The 20,367-nt window shown below is 43.9% G+C and carries 18 protein-coding genes and 1 rRNA gene; 10 read left to right on the forward strand and 9 right to left on the reverse strand.

The window, feature by feature from the left end; genetic code table 11:
- Nucleotides 1-380: 380 nt before the first annotated feature.
- The 4 genes from G458_RS0116155 to G458_RS0116170 all read right to left on the reverse strand — a co-directional run bounded on the left by G458_RS0116155 (nt 381) and on the right by G458_RS0116170 (nt 4,025).
- Entirely contained in the window at nt 381-1,181 is an 801-nt protein-coding gene (locus G458_RS0116155; RefSeq protein WP_157359829.1) for a DUF4422 domain-containing protein, read from the reverse strand.
- Nucleotides 1,182-1,202: 21 nt separating this feature from the next.
- Nucleotides 1,203-2,015, reverse strand: coding sequence for a rhamnan synthesis F family protein (locus G458_RS0116160; protein WP_157359831.1), 813 nt, complete (start codon nt 2,013-2,015; stop codon nt 1,203-1,205).
- 5 nt (nt 2,016-2,020) lie between these two features.
- Nucleotides 2,021-2,731 (reverse strand): glycosyltransferase, encoded by a 711-nt coding sequence (locus G458_RS0116165; protein ID WP_026952815.1) that lies wholly within the window; start codon nt 2,729-2,731, stop codon nt 2,021-2,023.
- 91 nt (nt 2,732-2,822) lie between these two features.
- Nucleotides 2,823-4,025 carry a pyridoxal phosphate-dependent aminotransferase gene (locus tag G458_RS0116170; protein WP_026952816.1) on the reverse strand — a complete coding sequence of 401 codons (1,203 nt, stop codon included), beginning with the start codon at nt 4,023-4,025 and terminating at the stop codon, nt 2,823-2,825.
- A gap of 174 nt (nt 4,026-4,199) precedes the next feature.
- Between G458_RS0116170 and G458_RS0116175 the strand changes: the two genes are divergently transcribed.
- A complete protein-coding gene (locus G458_RS0116175; protein WP_026952817.1) occupies nt 4,200-5,060 on the forward strand; it encodes a toxin-antitoxin system YwqK family antitoxin in 861 nt (286 codons plus the stop codon).
- A 29-nt stretch (nt 5,061-5,089) separates the two neighbouring features.
- Here G458_RS0116175 and G458_RS0116180 read toward each other — a convergent pair whose 3' ends face one another.
- A complete protein-coding gene (locus G458_RS0116180) occupies nt 5,090-5,446 on the reverse strand; it encodes a YraN family protein (RefSeq protein ID WP_026952818.1) in 357 nt (118 codons plus the stop codon).
- A 168-nt stretch (nt 5,447-5,614) separates the two neighbouring features.
- Between G458_RS0116180 and lipB the strand changes: the two genes are divergently transcribed.
- The 6 genes from lipB (at nt 5,615) to G458_RS0116210 (ending at nt 11,485) form a co-directional block, all read left to right on the forward strand.
- A complete protein-coding gene (lipB, locus tag G458_RS0116185) occupies nt 5,615-6,334 on the forward strand; it encodes a lipoyl(octanoyl) transferase LipB (RefSeq protein WP_026952819.1) in 720 nt (239 codons plus the stop codon).
- 148 nt (nt 6,335-6,482) lie between these two features.
- The gene (locus G458_RS0116190) at nt 6,483-6,884 is read left to right on the forward strand and encodes a hypothetical protein (RefSeq protein WP_026952820.1); all 402 of its coding nucleotides are present in this window, start codon (nt 6,483-6,485) and stop codon (nt 6,882-6,884) included.
- An 11-nt stretch (nt 6,885-6,895) separates the two neighbouring features.
- Nucleotides 6,896-7,645: a 3'-5' exonuclease gene (locus G458_RS0116195; protein WP_026952821.1), complete on the forward strand. Its 750-nt coding sequence runs from the start codon at nt 6,896-6,898 to the stop codon at nt 7,643-7,645.
- 47 nt (nt 7,646-7,692) lie between these two features.
- The gene (gene rnr / locus G458_RS0116200) at nt 7,693-9,903 is read left to right on the forward strand and encodes a ribonuclease R (RefSeq protein WP_026952822.1); all 2,211 of its coding nucleotides are present in this window, start codon (nt 7,693-7,695) and stop codon (nt 9,901-9,903) included.
- Entirely contained in the window at nt 9,866-10,852 is a 987-nt protein-coding gene (locus tag G458_RS0116205; RefSeq protein ID WP_026952823.1) for a polyprenyl synthetase family protein, read from the forward strand. Before rnr ends, G458_RS0116205 begins: the two co-directional genes overlap by 38 nt.
- 3 nt (nt 10,853-10,855) lie before the next feature.
- Entirely contained in the window at nt 10,856-11,485 is a 630-nt protein-coding gene (locus tag G458_RS0116210) for a rhomboid family intramembrane serine protease (protein ID WP_026952824.1), read from the forward strand.
- An 85-nt stretch (nt 11,486-11,570) separates the two neighbouring features.
- Here the strand turns inward: G458_RS0116210 and G458_RS0116215 are convergent, their stop codons facing one another.
- From G458_RS0116215 to rplU, 3 genes are all read right to left on the reverse strand, one after another.
- Nucleotides 11,571-14,627 carry a WD40/YVTN/BNR-like repeat-containing protein gene (locus G458_RS0116215; RefSeq protein WP_157359833.1) on the reverse strand — a complete coding sequence of 1,019 codons (3,057 nt, stop codon included), beginning with the start codon at nt 14,625-14,627 and terminating at the stop codon, nt 11,571-11,573.
- A gap of 151 nt (nt 14,628-14,778) precedes the next feature.
- Nucleotides 14,779-15,039, reverse strand: a complete 261-nt coding sequence (gene rpmA / locus G458_RS0116220; protein WP_026952826.1) for a 50S ribosomal protein L27 — start codon at nt 15,037-15,039, stop codon at nt 14,779-14,781.
- 35 nt (nt 15,040-15,074) lie between these two features.
- Nucleotides 15,075-15,386: a 50S ribosomal protein L21 gene (rplU, locus tag G458_RS0116225; RefSeq protein WP_026952827.1), complete on the reverse strand. Its 312-nt coding sequence runs from the start codon at nt 15,384-15,386 to the stop codon at nt 15,075-15,077.
- Between the two features lie 579 nt (nt 15,387-15,965).
- Here rplU and G458_RS0116235 point away from each other — a divergent pair.
- The 3 genes from G458_RS0116235 to G458_RS0116245 all read left to right on the forward strand — a co-directional run bounded on the left by G458_RS0116235 (nt 15,966) and on the right by G458_RS0116245 (nt 19,901).
- Nucleotides 15,966-16,946 (forward strand): ribonucleotide-diphosphate reductase subunit beta, encoded by a 981-nt coding sequence (locus G458_RS0116235; protein ID WP_026952828.1) that lies wholly within the window; start codon nt 15,966-15,968, stop codon nt 16,944-16,946.
- A gap of 41 nt (nt 16,947-16,987) precedes the next feature.
- Entirely contained in the window at nt 16,988-19,384 is a 2,397-nt protein-coding gene (locus tag G458_RS0116240) for a ribonucleoside-diphosphate reductase subunit alpha (RefSeq protein ID WP_026952829.1), read from the forward strand.
- 76 nt (nt 19,385-19,460) lie between these two features.
- Nucleotides 19,461-19,901 carry a DUF1569 domain-containing protein gene (locus G458_RS0116245; protein ID WP_026952830.1) on the forward strand — a complete coding sequence of 147 codons (441 nt, stop codon included), beginning with the start codon at nt 19,461-19,463 and terminating at the stop codon, nt 19,899-19,901.
- A 334-nt stretch (nt 19,902-20,235) separates the two neighbouring features.
- On the opposite strand, the gene rrf is transcribed toward G458_RS0116245, so the two are convergent.
- A 5S ribosomal RNA gene (rrf, locus tag G458_RS0116250) occupies nt 20,236-20,347 on the reverse strand.
- Nucleotides 20,348-20,367 lie beyond the last annotated feature (20 nt).

The following is a 20,367-nucleotide window of genomic DNA, read 5'->3' on the forward strand; positions in this document are numbered from 1 at the left end:
GAGCTCGAAAAATGGATTTTTCAATCACATTTTCAGAAAGAATACTTGAGAAAAGTTGTTAATCACCGGATCTAATTTAAAAAGTCGATAAGACTAATCAAATATATTATTGGAATTTTCTCAAACAATCATTCGAATTATAGAAAAATATGATTATCAGCAATTGCACCACAATCCAAAATTCCTTGGATTGGGCGGTCGGAAGACCGAAGTCAGAAGTCCGAAGCTGGCTAAAACTGAACTTCAAGCGTGATTTTATTAATTGTGTACGGCCTACTGGTACGAAAGCGGAAATACCTATATAAAATAGCCCATATAATTTCCTGGAGGGCATGAACTAAATAATTTCAGTCCAAAACGGAACCTTAAGCTCAGAAAATTTAGTGGCTCTTAAACTTTTTAAAGTAAATCAGCTTCAACTCTTTTATTTTCAATTCATTGTGAATCACCCATAGTGTCAATAATCTTTCAGCCACAAAACCCAATATTCTTCTTTGATAACCCTGATAGGACTCCAAATTCTCCCTTTTTTCAAATTCAAAAAGCATCTCAAACCACCAATCCATAAACTTTTGGAACAAGTCATTTTTCAGGATAAACATGTTATTGGCATAGAGAACATTACCCGAAAGCACCTTTTCCCAGGAGTTTAGATACTCCGGAAATTTCTCTTTAAGAATCTCAGTGACGATCTCCATATCCCGAATGTCATGATATTTGGAATAGTGAGTGCGAATGGAGTACCGAAATCTACGGGCAGTAGGCAAGACAATGTCATGAACATCCAAAATCTCCTTAGCTTCCGCCTCTGTCAGGATTTTGGGGATGTATTTTTCGACATTATTGGTATAAATGAGCGGATTAGGTCCTTTTTGAATCTTGAAAGGATGGGTGATAAAATACTTGAGCTTCAAATACCAAGGCTCTGGCTGTGCTGTAAAATATCTTCGGTAATGGCAGACTCCGACAATTTCCTGCTGCGTGTTTTTCCAAGCCCAATAGGTCCCTGTCAATTCGCTGTAAAACTCATTTCTGTCAGAAATATTCTCCCCCTGATCGTCCTTTAGTCCAATTAGCTTACTTTTTCCCGCAAACTGCCCGCAAAACAAAGGCTGATAAAAATCCCCCAGAGGCAGAATCCGTCCGGGTTTGTAATACATGGTGTAAATATGTGCTTTCACAACTATCTTAAAATCTATCGTTTACGCTTTTTTCAATACTGATATCCATTGTTGACACCGGGTTGCATCGAGCTGGTATTTTGAAACAAGAGTCTCCCATTTTTTTCCGGGGCGGAGCAATCTATCCAGCCAACCATTTTTTTGGATGTATTTCTTTTTCAAAAGAGGATAGCCCATTTCCAGTAAATACGCTGGATGCTTCATAGTCAAGTTCAGACTCCGCTTTTTCCCCAGTTGGGAGGTAATCTTTTCAGATTCAAAAATTGCTTTGGGTCTGGAATTTCTGGAAATGAAATATTGACTCAAGCCTATTTCCCAAGCATTGATAACTTTTCTCCTCAGTTCCTTGGGATCACTTTCAGAAAACATTTCCTCCACCTTGATCTCTTGGAGAAAATCACGGAGAATTGAAATCCCCTTTTTATTCCAAACCAAAAAATGGCTTTGCAAATGGAAGTTATCGGCATGGGTGGAAAACCACGGCTTTTCAAAGGAATCGATCAATCCCCAAAAATCAGTGTCCAGTTCTTTCCCTTTCCGCAAATTTTCACCAAGATCCCCCAAGAGTAGATTTGAATCATTTGCCAAAGCCAAACAAGCTAATTGCTCCCAATCGAGATTCTGAACCACTTTATAGAACATTCCAAAATCGTAGCCTTCATTTTTCACCATTTCCAAGCGTACATGTTGAGGCAAGTCTGTCAATTGAAAGTCACGGGAATTGGTCACAACTATGACCTTGGAAAAGTACCTAGCAAGCTCTGAAACGTAATAAAAATCCGTCATCGGCAGCCGATTGCTTTGGCCATAATGAACAAAAATGCAACAATCCATTCTGGTCAGATTTTATCTAGGCCTTTCCAAAATTTCAGAAAGTAATATTTGATTGGGTTGGAATACTTCAGCTGCTTCCAAGGCCGACTGGCATGCGGACGATGCCATACCGGAGCATTCATCAATACGGTATTTTGGAAGCCCAATTCTAGGGATTTTTTGGAGATAAAGGTGTCGTACCAGTCTTTGGCCTCGTCCAAGCCAGTAAAATCATAGCTCTTCAAAAACTCCAGAGAAAACAAAGTGCAACAAAAACTTAAGCTTCTATGGGTGTGAATGATGTCCTGCTTTACATTTTTAAACTTCAGGTAGGGGAAATTCACCTTTCCCTGCTCATCCACAGTGACCGAGCCTACCAATCCAGCTTTTGGATTTTCGGACAAGGATTTTAGCAACCTTTCAATCGTATCCGGCTTTATGACCACATCCGACTCTACAACCAAAAGCGGTAGATTCTCTTCCAAGGCTCTTCTCTGAGCGATTTGAAGCACCAATTTGTAATTAGGCGAAGGATGATCAGTGATCTCCTCCAAATGAATCAGCTCAAAACCGATTTCGTCCTTTTTTTCCTCCAAGGTAGTTTTGGTTTCCTCAGTGCTAAAATCATTAAAAATGAGGTGTTTGACCTCCACACTAGAACCCTGGATAGCTTTTGCGGTATCTAAAGTGGTCTCGATGGAGTTTTTAACAGGGGTAATAACTAAAACCTGAGGCATAAAATCGAATTTGGGTTAAAATTACTTCATTCTGGTATTGCAAAAAAATAGCCCCGATTTGCACCGGGGCTTAGTAAACTTATCCTTGAACTTAAGCTAGTTCCCCCAATGCCTTTTTGATTCGGGCCATCGCCTCGATCAATTCGGCTTCCGAAGCTGCATAAGAAATTCTCACACATTCAGGAGCGCCAAAAGCTGCCCCGGTCACCAAGGACACATTGGCAACTGCCAAAAGGTATAGACAAAGGTCATCTGCGTTGTTTACCGTATGCCCATGAGCGGATTTACCAAAAAAGGCAGTTACGTCCGGGAAGAAATAGAAAGCTCCTTCTGGTAGGTGAGTTTTGATCCCTGGGATGTCTTTCAACAATCCCAAAACCAAGTCTCTTCTTTTAAGGTATTGAGCCGCCATTTCCTGAGAAGGAGTCTGATCTCCGGCGATTCCTGCCAGAGCCGCCCGCTGAGCAATCCCGGTATTTCCGGAAGTAAATTGACCTTGCATTTTCTCCACCGCCTTGGCGATTTCAAGAGGTGCACAGATATATCCTACTCTCCAACCGGTCATGGCGTATCCTTTGGAGAATCCGTTGACGGTTACTGTTCTTTCAAACATACCCGGAATAGAAGCAATGCTGAAGTTTTTCCCGGTAAAGTTGATCAATTCATAGATTTCATCTGCGATTACCACCATGTTCGGATGCTTCATCACAACAGCAGCGATGGCTTCCAACTCCGCCTGAGAAAACACCGAGCCGGTTGGGTTACAAGGAGATGAATAAATTACCGCTTTGGTTTTAGGAGTAATAGCAGCTTCCAGCTGAGCCGCGGAAGCTTTGAAGTTGTTTTCCAGATTTCCTTCAATCAAAACCGGAACACCTCCACAGAGCTTGATAATCTCCGCATAACTCACCCAGTAAGGAGAGAAGATAACTACCTCATCACCTTCATTGAGCAAACACATGAAGGTATTGGCAATGGAATGCTTGGCCCCCACAGATACTACGATATTTTCTGCTTTCGCAGATCCGATGTTGTTTTCTTCTCGGAGTTTTTTTGCAATGGCCTCACGGAGGTCCTGGTATCCAGCTACCGGAGGGTATGAAAAATATTTTCCTTCATCAATCGCATCCTTAGCGGCTTGTTGGATGTGTTTGGGAGTCTTGAAATCCGGCTCACCCAAGCTCAAGCTGATGATATCAATACCTTGGGACTTCAGCTCTCGGGCCTTTTTGGCCATCGCAAGAGTCGCTGATTCCTCCATATTCAAGATGCGATCTGATAGAATAGAATTCATTTTAATAGGTCGTTTTTTACAAATTCCTCAAAAATAGGCAGAAGATTATAAAATCTAAACAATCCCGATGATTTGATGGGGAAAAGGCAGTCACCGCCAATAAAATTCAAGTTATAATCAGGCGAAATGTTATTTTTGGATAAAATACTTGGCCCTTCGCCCCGTTTTTTTCTTATGAGGAGAGAAATTTCTGTTTTAATTCTGTTGGTTTTTGGACTTGGCAAAATGACCTTGGCTCAAAAAGGAAATTCAGACCGAAAATCCGACCCGGATTCTTCCGGCATAGTAAGCTCAGCATTGCTGCCTTCCGTGGCTCCTCTTTTGCTTTTTGACGAAGAAAAGGAGAAGGAGGAAAAGAAGGAGAAAAAGAAAAAGGCAAGAAAAAACATTTGGTTTGGCGTAAAAACCCAGCGGGGATTTACTAAAAGAGAATTACGGGGCCAGACTTACTACGAATTCTTCAACTACACCGACGCGGCAAGAAACCCTGATCCCTATATCCGGGATGTGTATTGGTATGATCCCAGCGAAAAGGCAATCCGCACAGAAGGCTATATTCTTGGAAAAGGATACCTGCTTCACGGGCCCTACGAACGGGTGGTCAATGAGACGGTAGTAGAATCCGGTATGTTCTATTACGGAACCAAGCATAAGACCTGGATGGTTTATGATGAAAGAAATGTCTTACAGGACAAAGCACATTACAGCGAGGGTTGGCCCAAAGAATCCCGCATCTCCTATTACAACAGAACTTCCAAGTCTGTAGAAGAAATCATCCCCGTACAATATGGACTTGAGGAAGGAAACTATTTTTACTTTCATGAAGACCAACAAATCGCGGTAACCGGTGAATATCGGTATGGGGAAAAAGTAGGATTATGGACTGAATACTGGGACACCAAAAACACCAAGGCAATCCGCAAACGGGAAATTCAGTACCAAGAAAAGCCATACACCAAAAATTTCCGCCCTTACATCCGTGCAGAATGGGATAAAGACGGGAATCTGGTTTATCGAAAACCCGGACTGAATTAACCCTTTCTTTTCCTCAAAAAGTTGAATCTTCAATAAAAGGCATCCTCAAACTGCTTGAATCTCACGGTTCCTTCCCGGTCTTTATACACTCCGACAATATCAAACCGGATATCCTTTTTCCAGTCATTTTCATGGATATATTGGTCTGCTGCCTTCACGATTAACTTTTTCTTTACCGAATCCACAAACTCTTCCGCGTATCCAAAACCTGTTCCGGAGCGAAATTTCACCTCCACAAATATTAGCAAGCCTTTATGCTCCAAGATCAGATCGATCTCTGCATAGCCATGCCGGTAATTCGTCTCTTTCAGTTCATACCCTTTGCTGACCAACCATTCAGCTGCCAATTGTTCGGCTAGTCTTCCCGATTCATTGTGTTCTGCCATTGGAGAATTGGTTAATTTTGAAAAATCGTAGAACGATGTGTTCTATTTGATGGTTAAAAGTAGGTTCCGGAAGGAATTCCGATGAAATCAAGCATTATCAAAGAGTCACACCGGTGGATGATCATTTCTGCAAGATTCCATGTGACAACTGGAAATCAAAGAAAACACATGAATGAAAATATCAATAAAACCGTAGAATTCCGAGATCTGGGCCGCATGGATTACCAAGAGGCTTGGGACTACCAGGAGAAGATTTTCGCAGAAATCGTTTCCCTGAAAATCCAGAACCGAAATTTACCTCCTGCACAGCAAGCTCTCACCCCGAATTACCTCCTTTTCGTGGAGCATCCCCATGTTTACACCTTAGGAAAAAGCGGAAAACCAGAAAACCTGCTTTTGGATGAAAAAGGCTTGGAAGCTCATCAAGCCAGCTATTATAAAATCAACCGGGGTGGAGACATCACCTATCATGGCCCCGGGCAGCTGGTGGGTTACCCGATTTTGGATCTGGACAATTTCTTCACGGATATCCATAAATACCTCAGATTTTTGGAGGAAGCGGTGATCCGAACCTTGGCAGAATACGACATCGAAGCTGGAAGAATTGATGGGCTGACTGGAGTATGGCTAGATCATATAGTCCAAAAAAATCCCCGAAAAATCTGCGCCATGGGCGTGAAGTCCAGTCGTTGGGTCACCATGCATGGATTTGCATTCAACCTAAACGCCGACCTGAATTATTTCGGCCACATCATCCCTTGCGGCATCGACGACAAAGCTGTTACTTCCCTGCATCTGGAACTTGGAAAGGCAGTGGATGAAAATCTGGTCAAAGCTCAAATGAAAAAACACCTCGCAGAGCTTTTTGAAATGAATCTGATTGAATGAAAATTGATTTAAAAAAATAACAACCTTCAAATTTTAGCCCTGGGGTTTGAGGTTCTAAATCTGGCAATTCCCCCTTCCTACGGGGGCTAGGGGGATTTAAAAAATTGATTGCACGAAAAAAGCAATTCCTGAATACTCATATAGGAAAATGAAAAAAGACATAGACTTCTCTCCCGTGACGGGAGTAAAACTAGCCATCGCCAAAGAAGAATCCGCAACCGGCACCGAATGGGCTGTTTATATCATCAACCTCAACCTGATCGAACTGAATACGGTCATGATCACCTCCAAAGGATATGGGATTTTGGAAGGGGAAAAGCGCCAAACCTCCACCCTTCGACACATGATCCAGGAACTCGGAGCCCAGTCTGTCGCAAAGGTAGAGCCCATTGATCCAGCCGTCTTTTCTCTGACCAATGAGTTCTGGGTGAGCTATTACATTCTCGATCAAATTTTTGACAAAAAGTTTATCTTTACTCCAGGCAGTTTTGATTCTGTCAACTTCCGGATGATCTCAGAATTGGGACTGGAAGGAGTACTTCACAGTTAAACTTTCAGCGTATGGCAGATTTTTTGGACCAACTCGGAGAGATTCTTTTTTTGGATATTGAAACATCCTCCCAGACCGAGCATTTTGAAGATCTTGACCCCAGACTTCAGCAGGAATGGGTCAAAAAGGAAAAATTAATCCGGACTGAAACTCCGGTATCTGAACCAGGCTCCCTGTATTTTGACCGGGCAGGAATCCATGCGGAGTTCGGGCAAATCATCTGCGTGGGAGTTGGGTATTTTCAGACCAAAAAGAAAGAAAAAAAGCTCTTCTTCCGGTCTAAAGCTTTTGCTCAGGAATCCGAAAAGGAACTTCTTTTGGAGTTAAAGGCTTTATTGGAAAAGAAAAAGTGGGTGCTATGCGCACATAATGGGAAGGAATTTGATTTTCCTTACCTCTGCCGAAGAATGCTGATTCAGGGTGTTGCCCTACCTGAACCACTTCAAATCGCAGGAAAAAAGCCCTGGGAAATCCGCCATCTGGATACCATGGAGCTTTGGAGATTCGGGGATTACAAATATTACACTCGACTGGAGCTTTTGGCTGCAACTTTTGGAATTCCATCCTCCAAGGAGTCAATTGATGGCAGCGAGGTCAATGCTACTTTTTATAAGGAAAAAGATCTCGCCAAAATCACCCAGTATTGCTTAAGAGACGTGGAAGTCACCGCCCGGATTTTCATGGCCATGCATCCGGAATGGGACGAATTGAAAATTGAAGTCGTCCCCAGTGAAGAATCCAAAAAAGATCTCAAAGATTAATTAATAGGGCATATAAATCTTTTTACCTTAGAACAAACTAACCCATCATGGGAAGAAAATCAGACAGAAAACAATCCAAGAAAAAAAATACAGGCGGATATCAGGGAAGAAATGATGCTGAGGCATTATCCCAAAGAATTCTCCAATTTTTAGACGCACATTTTGGACAGGAATTCAATTCCAAGCAAATCATCAAACGGCTGGAAATCCGGGACGCCTTGAATAAAGGAGGCGTAGAGCCTGTCCTCCATAAATTGGTGGATCAGGGAAAAGTGTCCCGAAACTCCCGTAATTACTTTTCCTCGACCAAAGACCCAGACTTTATCACCGGAACGGTTGATTATGTCAATCCCCGCTTTGCATTTATTGTGCCCGATGACCCAAAGTCGGAAACAGGAGATATTTTGGTCAAAGAAGCCGATTTGAAACAGGCCTTAGACGGTGATAAAGTTCGCCTGATGGTATTTCCTGTGAAAGGAAAAACCGGACGAACAGAAGGAAGAGTATTGGAAATCCTGGAAAGAAGTCGGGATGAATTTGTTGGAAGAGTGGAAATCTCCCCGCGCTTTGCCTTCATTGTTCCGGATTTCAAGAAAATGCACAAGGATATCTTCGTACACCGGGGAGATTTGATGGGCGCTGAACACAACGAGAAAGTAGTGGTCAAACTCACCGAATGGAGAGACGGAGATAAAAACCCCACCGGAAAAGTCACAAGAGTTCTCGGAAAGGCCGGGCTCCATGAGGTCGAAATGCACTCCATCATGGCAGAATTCGGATTGCCTTTTGAATATCCCAAAGAAGCCGATGCCGAAGCCAATGCCATTCCGGAAAAGATCTCTAGCAAGGAAATCAAAGCCCGAAAAGACTTCCGCGATGTACTCACCTTTACCATTGACCCGGTCGATGCCAAGGACTTTGACGATGCGATTTCCTATAGGGAGCTGGAAAACGGAAATTTGGAAATCGGCGTGCATATCGCCGACGTGACTCACTATGTGAAGCCCAAAACAGAACTGGAAAAAGAAGCCTACAACAGGGCCACTTCCGTTTACCTCGTGGACAGGACCATTCCCATGCTTCCCGAGCGTTTGAGTAATGGACTCTGTTCCCTCCGACCCAACGAGGACAAACTGACTTTTGCCTGCGTCTTTGAAATGGACAAAGAGGCCCGAGTGGTCAATCATTGGATTGGGAGAACGATCATTCACTCCGATCGACGCTATGCCTACGAGGAAGCCCAGGAATGCATCGATACCCAATCCGGGGATTATTTCCAAGAGTTGACCTTGCTCAATGAATTGGCTAAAAAGATCCGGAAGCAGCGATTTGACAAAGGCGCGGTCAACTTTGAGACCGTCGAAGTGAAGTTTAAACTAGATGAAAAAGGAACACCGCTCGGGCTTTTTGTCAAGGAACGAAAAGACATCCACAAGCTCATTGAGGAGTTTATGCTTCTCGCCAATAAGTATGTGGCAGAATTTATCTTCCGGAAAAATCAGGGAGCCGACACTTTTGTGTACCGAACGCACGACAGTCCTGATTTGGATCGATTGGAGACTTTCTCCGGCTTTGCGAAGCGATTTGGCCATCAGATGGACGTGACCAATGTGCAGAAAATCTCAGCCTCTCTCAATAAATTGATGGATGAGATTCAGGGCAAACCCGAGCAAAATGTCCTGGAGCAACTCGCCATCAGAAGCATGGCCAAAGCCAAATACACCACAGAACCCAAAGGGCACTTTGGCTTGGCTTTTCCTCATTACACCCACTTCACCTCTCCTATCCGCCGATATCCCGATATGATGGTACATCGCTTGCTGGAGCATTATTTGGATGGAGGAAAATCTCCGGAGGCCGAGCCTTGGGAGCAAAAATGTCTGCATTCTTCCGAAAGGGAAAAAAGAGCTGCGGACGCTGAGCGAGCTTCCATCAAATACAAGCAAGTGGAATACATGTCCTTGGCAGAAGCTAAAGATTACGAGGGCATTGTCAGTGGAGTGACCGAGTGGGGAGTCTTTGTGGAAATCACCGAAACCAAGTGTGAAGGCATGATCCGAGTTCAGGACATGGACGATGATTACTATGAATTTGACGAAAGAAACATGCGCCTGATTGGGACGCGAAGTAAAAAAATGATCACTTTGGGTGACAAAGTAGTCGTCCGGGTAGTTAATACCGATATCGACCGACGAACCATCGATTTGGAATTTGCAGACAATGACAGAAAAAAGCCTCGCCAACGCGCTTTTAACTAAGCTTGAGCATCACATTACCTCCCACAATTTCGGAGAATCACCACAAGAACTTTACGAACCAATTACCTATATCCTAAGCCTTGGAGGAAAGCGGATCCGTCCGCTACTTTCCTTGTTGGCTTATGGGATTTATGGAAAAAATCCAGAGGAAATTCTTAGCCAGGCTGCCGCGGTAGAGGTTTTTCACAACTTTACCCTGATGCATGACGACATCATGGACAATGCTCCATTGCGGAGAGGAAAGGCTACCGTCCATGAAAAGTGGAATGCCAACATCGGGATTCTCTCAGGGGATGTCATGTTGGTCCGAGCTTATGATCTTTTATTGCCGACTGCCCCCCTTTTACTTCCGGAAGTCATCCGCCTGTTCAATAAAACAGCTGCAGAGGTCTGCGAAGGACAACAGTTTGACATGAATTTCGAAGCCTACGAGACTGTCCACGAGGCCGATTACATCAACATGATCCGTCTGAAGACTGCCGTGTTACTGGGCTTTGCACTACAGCTCGGAGCCGTTCTGGCAGGAGCTGAAAAGGAAGATGCCCAAAAGCTTTATGATTTCGGGGTGAATATCGGCGTGGGATTTCAGCTGAAAGATGACCTGCTCGATGTCTATGCGGACAAAGCGAAATTCGGAAAGCAGGTTGGAGGGGATATCATTTCCAATAAAAAAACCTTCCTCTTGCTCAAAGCTCTGGAACTGGCGAAAGGATCTGATGCAGAGGAATTAAATCATTGGCTTTCTCTTCAGGAGTTTGACAAGGATGAAAAAGTAAATGCCGTAAAAACCATCTATGAAAAATTGGGAATAAAAGCCCTGACAGAAGCCAAAATGCAATTTTACTTCGATGCCGGTTTTAGGCAGCTGGAAAGCATCCACTTCAAAAATGAAGACTATTTTCAAACCCTTTCGGCCATTGTCCAAGACCTCGTTCACCGGGAAAAATAAATTATGGAACTGACTTTGACGACCTTGATCATCGGGATCACGGCGATTACCAGCATCCTCGGGTTTAGCAAGCCCGAGCTTCTCGACCGATGGATGTTTACCCCCTATCGGATCAAACACCGAAACCAATGGGACCGCTTTATCCTCTCGGGCTTTATCCACAAAGATTACGTCCACCTGCTGTTCAACATGTTTACGTTCTACTTCTTTGGAGGAGTGGTGGAAATGTTTTTAAAGTATCAATTTGGTCAGGGCTTGGGAGGAGTCGTTTTTGTGGCCTTTTACCTCTTGGGAATTATCATTTCGGATATCCCCACTTATCTCAAGCACAAAGACAACAGCTACTACCGGGCTTTGGGAGCATCCGGAGGTACTGCGGCCACGGTATTTGCGAGTATCATTATCATGCCGCTGGCGGACATCTGCCTCTTTGGGATTCTCTGTCTTCCCGGCTTTATTCTTGGAGGCTTGTTTTTAATCTATTCCTATGTCAAAGGCAAGCAGGACAGTGACGGCATCAACCACGACGCACACCTGTATGGAGCCATTTTCGGGATTGTGTTTATTTTGATTCTTTCTCCCTCGAGTGCTCTTCAGTTTATCAGCCAACTCAAAGATTTCAAGTTGTTTTGAAACCTAATGACCTTTCGGATCATGAAAACCTTCAGAATCATTTAATCAAAAAAAGGCCTCCAGATCGCTCCGGAGGCCTTTTCCTTTATTTCTTGATTTCGAGTTTGGTTTTCATTTCCTCAATATTGAGCAGTCGGGATATCTGCTCCCGTTCCAGTTTTCGGAATCGGGCCAGCTGTACATCGATCTGTTCAGTCAGCTCTTTTCTTACCGCTTCGGACTGATCCGTAGGCTTGAAATCTCCATTGCCAACCACGCTGCTCAAATGAGCCAGTTTGTTATTGAGACGAATCGGAAAGTTCAGCGGATCCTGACCACTTCTGTTTTGAGTTTGATATAAAGTCTCCTCAATCTCCTGCATTTCCGCCTTAATCTTCTCGAGATTGGCCGGCTTTTTTTCCAAGGAATCCAACTCGGATCGATACGCCCGGATCAACTTGATCGCCTGATGAGTTTCGGTGATTTTATCCCGAACTGCCAAAAGGAAGTTGTACTGCTCTTCCAACTCGGCCTGAGTGGATTCGTAGCGTGGATCAGCCAGTACTTTGAAGGATTGCTCTTGAACCTGTCCATCGACTGTCATTTTCACCGTGTAGGTTCCCGGCACCACTTTAGGACCTCGAAGATTAGCAGCCCACATGATCAAGCCATCGAATCCTTCCGCATTTTCTACCCTCAAGTTCCAGTTAAATTCCCCAGCTCCAGGCTTCACTTTCAGGGTATCTCCATTCACCCCTTTGGTAGAAAACCATCGGATACGTTCTTTATTAGCATTGAAAAACTCGATTTTAAGCTCGTCTTGAGGCTTTTCCTTCAGAAAATAGTAGACCAAAACACCGCCCGGACGATTGGTTCCATTGGTCAAACTGGTTCTTTTCGTTCCGTCCATTCGGTAGGAATCCTGAGGTTTGTACAGGTGGAAAGATTTGTTTTCGATTCCAGGCTCTGCCTGATGCAAGACGGTCAAATCATCGATGATCCAGAATGATCGTCCCTGCGTTGCCGCAATCAGGTTGTTTTCCTTGATCGTCAAATCCGTGATAGGAACGATAGGAAGATTCAACTGCAAAGAATGCCAGCTTGCTCCATCGTCCTTGGAGTAATACATGCCTGTTTCCGTACCGGCATAGAGCATTCCTCTTTTCACAGGATCTGCTCGTACCACTCGGGTGAAATGCTCCGGATCGATGCCCGTTACGATCTTGGTCCAGGTTTTCCCATAATCCTTGGTCTTGTAGAGATATGGCTGGTAGTTCCCCATTTTATATCCAGTGGCAGCAAAATAAGCCTCCCCTGCCTCAAATGGGCTTGCCTCGATCGAATTGATCTGAAGCCACTCCGGCATGTCTTTCGGGGTGACGTTTTGCCAGGTTTTTCCATTGTCCGTGGTCACATGCACCAAGCCATCATCCGAACCCGCCCAGATCACACCTTGTTTTAAGGGCGACTCAGCCGCAGTGAAAATGGTCGCGTAGTATTCTACCGAGGTATTATCCTTGGTGATTGGTCCGCCAGAAGGGCCCAATTTGCTCTTGTCATTCCGAGTCAAATCCGGAGAAAACACTTCCCAGCTTTGCCCATAATTCGTCGATCGGTGAAACTGATTACTGGTCGTGTAAAGTAATTTCGGATCATGAGGGGAAAAGAATATCGGGAAGTTCCACTGGAATCGGTACTTCATGCCCTCAGCCCCATGTCCCATCGGGTTGTCAGGCCATACATTAACAGTTCGGGAAGTTCCGTTTCGGTGATTTTCCCAAGTCAAAAGACCACCATAAGATCCTCCAAACACTATGTCATTGTCTAGGGGATTTGGAGCAATCCATCCGGATTCCCCTCCGGCTGTTGGCTCCCAATCGTCTTCGGTAATGGCTCCGCCGTCATTTCGGTGACGGATGCGGACAGTAGAATTGTCCTGCTGTGCGCCGTAGATTCGGTAAGGAAAACTGTTATCGGTGGTGACTCTATAAAACTGAGAAGTAGGCTGATTCATATAGGTGGACCAATTTTCTCCCCCATCTTCTGAAACCTGTGCACCTCCGTCGTCAGCAATGATCATCCGCTGATTGTTATTCGGGTCGATCCACAAGTCATGGTGATCTCCATGAGGGGCATTGGATCCCTTGAATGTTTTGCCTCCATCGGTGGATTTGTGATAGCTCACATTAAGGACGTAAACCGTCTCTTCGTCTTGAGTATCTGCAAAAATTCTGGAATAGTACCAGGCTCGTTGACGAAGGCTGCGGTCCTCATTCACTTTTTCCCAAGTCTGTCCGGCATCTTTGGAGGTGTACACCCCGCCGTTGTCATTTTCGATGATGGCATAGAGACGGTTGGAATTTTTTGGAGAAACAGTAATTCCCATGATCCCCAGCACCCCTTTCGGGAAAGTCTCTTTGGCGGAAAGTTCCTCCCAGTTTTTGCCCCCATTGGTGGACTTAAACATTTTGGAACCCGGTCCGCCGCTTTCTAGGCTATAGGGAGTTCTTTTAACTTCCCAAGTTGTGGCATAGACTATTTCCGGATTGTTGGGATCCAAAATCAAATCCACTGCACCAGCCTGCTCATTGGTATACAGGATCTTCTCCCAGTTTTTTCCTCCATCGGTAGTTTTGTAAACTCCTCGCATATCGGTGGGTTGAAAAATATCCCCCAAAACAGCCGCATAGACGATGTCAGGATTAGTCGGATGAATTCGAAGTCGAGAAATGAATCTGCTTTTCTCAAGTCCTGCTTTGGACCAGGTCTTGCCGGCATCGGTACTTTTCCACATGCCATATCCGAAAGAGACATTCCCACGGACTGTCTTCTCTCCCCCTCCTGCATACACCACGGAGGTATCACTCTGAGCCACAGCTACAGCTCCCATGGAGCCGCCGAAAAATCCGTCAGATACAGATTTCCAAGTTTGTCCAGCATTGGTGGTTTTCCAAATTCCTCCCCCAGTGGAAGCAAAATAATAGGTTTTGTCACTTCCGTTTACACCCGTAACTCCATCGGCTCTACCGCCTCGGAAGGGACCAATCAAGCGCCACTGGACGGCATCATAAACTTTGGGATCGGGTACCTGCTGCGCAAAAAGCAGATTCCCGGCAAGCGTCAGGAGCAAGACAAGTCCCGACCAGGAAAATCTAGTGATCATCTTCATCTAATTTGGTTGGTGTTGATTCAATTCAAAAGTTAGGGGTAATCCCTGAAAAACCATTCAATTCTTGACCAGTGGCAAAAATTTCGGACGGGCAAAAAAAAACCTCTTCCGAAGAAGAGGTTAATGTTTTGTTTGTAGGAAAGTATTAGGCCTGAGAAGGAACTACACTTACGTAAGACTTACCGTCAGACTTGGTTTTGAAAGCAACCACCCCGTCAGACAATGCAAACAAGGTATGATCCTTACCAACTCCCACATTGAGGCCAGCATGATGCTTAGTACCTCTTTGTCTTACCAAAATATTTCCGGCGATAACTGCCTCACCGCCAAATTTCTTCACACCCAATCTTTTGGAATGTGACTCACGACCGTTTTTGGAACTACCTACACCTTTTTTGTGTGCCATGGTTTTATTCGTTTATGGACCCCCAGAAGGAGATCTTAGAGTGTAATATTTTCGATCAATACTTTGGTGAAGTCTTGTCTGTGACCATTCTTCTTCTTGTAGCCTTTTCTACGCTTCTTTTTGAAGACAATCACTTTGTCACCTTTTACATGATCCAGGATTTTCCCGGACACCTTGGCTCCTGCCAATAGGGGAGCTCCTACAGACACATTACCGTCAGCTTCAGCCAACAATACTTGGTCAAATTCCACGGAAGCGCCAGCTTCGCCTTCCAACTTTGGAGCATAGACGAACTGATCTTTTGTTACTTTGAACTGCTTACCTGCGATGTTTACAATTGCGTACATGATAATTGATTTATCGAAATCGGAGTGCAAATATAAGAAAGAGATTTTGAAGAAAAAAACATGACTCCAAAATACTCCCCTTTCCAAAGTTAACCTTGGAATCCCCTACCTTTACAAGACCAATTCACTCTGAGAATTCTCTTACAAATTCCAGCTTGTTTCCGCAAGAGATGGCTCACCAAAATCCCCCTGAAAAAACAAACAACTTGATTTTCAAAGGGATTAATTCAGCCGGGAAGAGATATTTTTTCTGACCATTGGTCAAAATATGAGTCGATTTTGTTTGTGGAAAACTTTTTCGAAAATGTTGAAAATTATTCAGCACCCCCATAATTCCCAAAATGATTGATTCTATGATTTATCTATTATATCCTTACTTTTTGATTTACAATATTTTATACATTTTTCGAATATCGGTCAAAAACTAGCCTAAACCGGTACTTTAGAGGTTTTTTTTTACCGATTTGCTTTACATATTTGTTCAGGGCGGTCATGCAAAAGCCGCTTTTGTCATCCCTGGACTTACTTAAGAGAGTTTTGCTCTCTTATTATTCATAAAAATTAAAACCTGAGAGAACGATGCAGCAAGAACCAATACTTTTAGAGAACAATAACCGATTTGTCCTCTTCCCAATCCAGCACAATGACATCTGGCAGTATTATAAGAAAGCAGAAGCTAGCTTTTGGACTGCTGAGGAAATTGACTTGGGTCAGGACTTGACCGATTGGAAAAATCTAAATGACGGAGAGAGACATTTCATTTCTCACGTGCTAGCTTTCTTTGCTGCCAGTGATGGGATTGTCAATGAAAACCTCGCTGAGCATTTCGTATCTGAAGTTCAATACACCGAGGCTAAATTTTTCTACGGGTTTCAGATTGCCATGGAAAATATCCATTCCGAAACTTACTCTCTCTTGATCGACACTTATATTAAAGATGCCCAAGAAAGAGACAAACTACTAAACGCCATTGAGCATATCGATTGTGTCAAGAAGAAAGCAGAATGGGCTCTTAGATGGATCGACAATGGCAACTTTCAGGAAAGACTGATCGCCTTTGCAGCAGTGGAAGGGATTTTCTTTTCCGGATCTTTTTGCTCCATCTTCTGGTTGAAGAAAAGAGGCTTGATGCCAGGTTTGACCTTCTCCAATGAGCTTATCTCCCGTGATGAGGGATTGCACTGTGATTTTGCTTGTCACCTTTATACCAAACATGTGGTCCACCAGCTTCCAAAAGAGACCGTGAAAGAGATCATCATGGATGCGGTGGCCATCGAAAAAGAATTCGTTACCGATGCTCTTCCAGTGAGACTGATCGGTATGAATGCCGACCTAATGTGTCAATATATCGAGTTTGTTGCTGATCGTCTCCTCATGGAGCTGGGTTGCCCAAAAGTTTGGAACAGCACCAATCCATTTGACTTTATGGACATGATTTCTCTTCAAGGTAAAACCAACTTCTTTGAGAAAAGAGTGGGAGACTACCAAAAAGCTGGTGTCATGAAGTCTACTGAAGCCACTGAGTCCTCTTCAAGATTCTCCATTGAAGAAGACTTTTAACCACCACTTTTCCCAATTCCCCACCCTTAAATATCTTTAGTATGCTAGTAATCAAACGAGACGGAAGACGCGAATCAGTACGATTCGACAAAATCACCGCAAGGATCGAGAATCTTTGCTATGAATTGGATCCCAAATTCATCCAGCCCATCGAGGTTGCTAAAAAAGTGATCGATGGACTTTACGACGGGGTAACGACCTCCGAGCTGGATAACCTAGCCGCAGAGGTCTGTGCCTCCTTGACGGTACGGCATCCGGATTATGCAATTTTGGCGGCAAGAATTGCCATCTCCAATCTGCACAAGACTACTAGCCAGTCCTTTTCTAATACCATGAAAAGGCTGTACACCTATGTCAATCCAAAAACAGGTGAAAATGCTCAGCTGATCGATACAGAAGTGTATGGCATCATCAAAAAGCATGCGGCCAAACTGGATGAGGCAATTGATTACAAAAGGGACTTTGGGTATGATTATTTTGGGTACAAAACTCTGGAGCGAAGCTATCTGATCCGATTGGACGGAAAAGTGGTCGAAAGACCACAGCACATGCTCATGAGAGTGGCCGTGGGAATACACAAGGAGGATATTGAGTCAGCGATCGAAACCTACAATCTTCTGTCTGAAAAGTGGTTCACGCATGCCACCCCTACTTTGTTCAACGCAGGAACTCCAAAGCCACAGCTTTCTTCTTGCTTTTTGTTGACCATGAAGGATGACAGCATTGACGGGATTTACGACACCCTAAAGCAGTGCGCCAAAATCTCCCAATCTGCCGGGGGTATCGGTCTTTCTATTCACCATGTAAGAGCTAAAGGCAGCTACATCAAAGGGACCAATGGAGTGTCCAACGGTATCGTTCCGATGTTGAGAAACTTTGACATGACCGCCCGTTATGTGGATCAAGGTGGTGGAAAAAGAAAAGGAAGTTTTGCCATTTATCTGGAGCCATGGCATGCAGACATTAAGGATTTCCTGGAGTTGAAACGAAACCATGGAAAAGAAGAAATGCGCGCAAGAGATTTGTTCTACGCCCTTTGGATTCCGGATCTTTTCATGAAAAGAGTGGAGAAAAATGAAGAATGGTCCCTATTCTGTCCGAATGAAGCTCCCGGATTGTCAGACTGCTATGGTGAGGAATTTGAAAGACTGTATGAGAAATACGAACGAGAGGGAAAAGCAAGAGAGACTATAAAGGCTCAGGAGCTTTGGTTTGAGGTGCTTGAATCCCAGATTGAAACAGGTACTCCCTACATGCTCTACAAGGATTCCGCAAACGGAAAATCCAACCAGAAGAACCTAGGTACCATCAAGTCCTCCAACCTTTGTACAGAAATCATTGAATACACTGCCCCTGATGAGGTAGCGGTTTGTAACCTGGCATCCTTGGCATTGCCAAAGTTTGTCCTGACAGGTCCGGATGGAAAGCTGTACTTCGATCACCAAAAACTGTATGAGATCACCAAGGTAGCTACCAAAAACCTGAACAAGGTGATTGACATCAACTACTATCCCGTGGAGGAGGCTCGTAGATCCAATTTTAGACATCGTCCCATCGGATTAGGAGTACAAGGCTTGGCAGATGCATTTATTCTTCTAAGAATGCCTTTTGACTCTGAGGAAGCAAGAGGGCTCAACGAGGATATCTTCGAGACGATCTATTATGCAGCGGCAGAGACCTCGATGGAATTGGCCAAAACCCAAGGTACTTACGAGACCTATGAAGGCAGCCCAGCATCTCAGGGTATTCTCCAATTTGATATGTGGGGAGTGACTCCAAAATCCGGTAGATGGAACTGGAATGACTTGAAGGAAAAAATCAAAAAGTACGGCATGAGAAACTCTCTCTTAGTAGCTCCTATGCCTACCGCCTCTACTTCTCAGATTCTTGGTAACAACGAATGTTTTGAGCCTTATACTTCAAACATCTATACACGCAGAACTCTTTCCGGAGAATTCATTGTAGTAAACAAGCACCTGATGAAGGACCTGATCAATTTGGGATTATGGAATGAAACCATGAGAAATAGGTTGATTTCTACCAATGGGTCAGTACAAAACGTACCGGGAATTCCTCAAAACATCAAAGATCTATACAAGACCGTTTGGGAAATTTCGCAAAAGGTGATTATTGACATGGCTGCCGATCGAGGAGCTTATATCTGTCAATCCCAAAGTATGAACGTATTCCTTCAGGATCCAAACTTTGGTAAGCTAACCTCCATGCATTTCTATGCTTGGAAAAAAGGCTTGAAGACCGGTATGTATTACCTGAGATCTCAAGCTGCGGCTGCAGCTATCAAGTTTACTTTGGATAAATCAGCCCTTGAGCCAAAAGTAGAAAAGGCCAATGAAGCCGAAACCATAAAGAATCAAAAACAAGACGCCATTGCTTGCTCCCTAGACGATCCTGAAGGATGCGAAATGTGCGGCAGTTAAAAAAATTCTAGAGTTCGTAAAATGGATAAAGGCGCTTGATAGTATCAAGCGCTTTTTTGTTTGCCTATATTGTATCATGAAAGCAAAAGAAATCATCTCACGCCTTCAAATGTTGAAGGAAGACAGCCACGCTATTTTTGGAAAAATGACTGCTCAACATATGATTGAGCATTTAACCCTTACGATTAAAATTTCCTATGGAAGAATAAAGATCCCACATTTTGAGCCCTCAGAGAGACAATTAAAGGAGAAGCAGTATTTATTATATACAGACTTGGAATTCCCAGTAGGAGTTAAAGCCCCCGGTCTTCCTGATGAATTACTCCCGCTACGGTACGCAAATCTTAACGAGGCCAAAGAAGAGCTCATCAAATCAATAGAAGCATTTAATGAACTATTCGAGGCTAATCCAGACCTCTTTTTTATTCACCCCAGACTAGGCTTGTTGAACCAGAAAGAATGGAGAACATTCCATGAAAAGCATCTCACTCATCATTTCAAACAATTCGGTATTTAATAACCTTTCTTCCCCTATTGGAGCTAAGTAATGGATGAAAGCTAAAAATATCCAGAATCTAAATTTCAGGCATGATTAAACCACGTAGGAATTAAATCTTGGACAAAAAAAACGGAAGCCTCAGCCCTGTTTGCCGACAGGATTGAGGCTTTATTAATAGAAAGGCTATAACGGATTGGGGATTTTAAAGAAGAATCTCCACAGGCAATTGGAAAATGGACCACAAGCAAACCTATAAAATCAATCTAGATATTGACTCAATCTTCTTGCCACTTGCCTATTGCTATTTGGTATAAAACACAAAAGCCCCAGCGGTAAGGCTGAGGCTTGAATAATGTGGCGGCGACCTACTCTCCCGGGTGTAACCCCAGTACCATCGGCGCTGCAGGGCTTAACTTCTCTGTTCGGGATGGGAAGAGGTGGGACCCCTGCGCTAGGCCGCCTAATTTGTAAGTATGCAGTGATC

Source organism: Algoriphagus mannitolivorans DSM 15301 (assembly GCF_000429425.1).
GTDB lineage: Bacteria > Bacteroidota > Bacteroidia > Cytophagales > Cyclobacteriaceae > Algoriphagus > Algoriphagus mannitolivorans.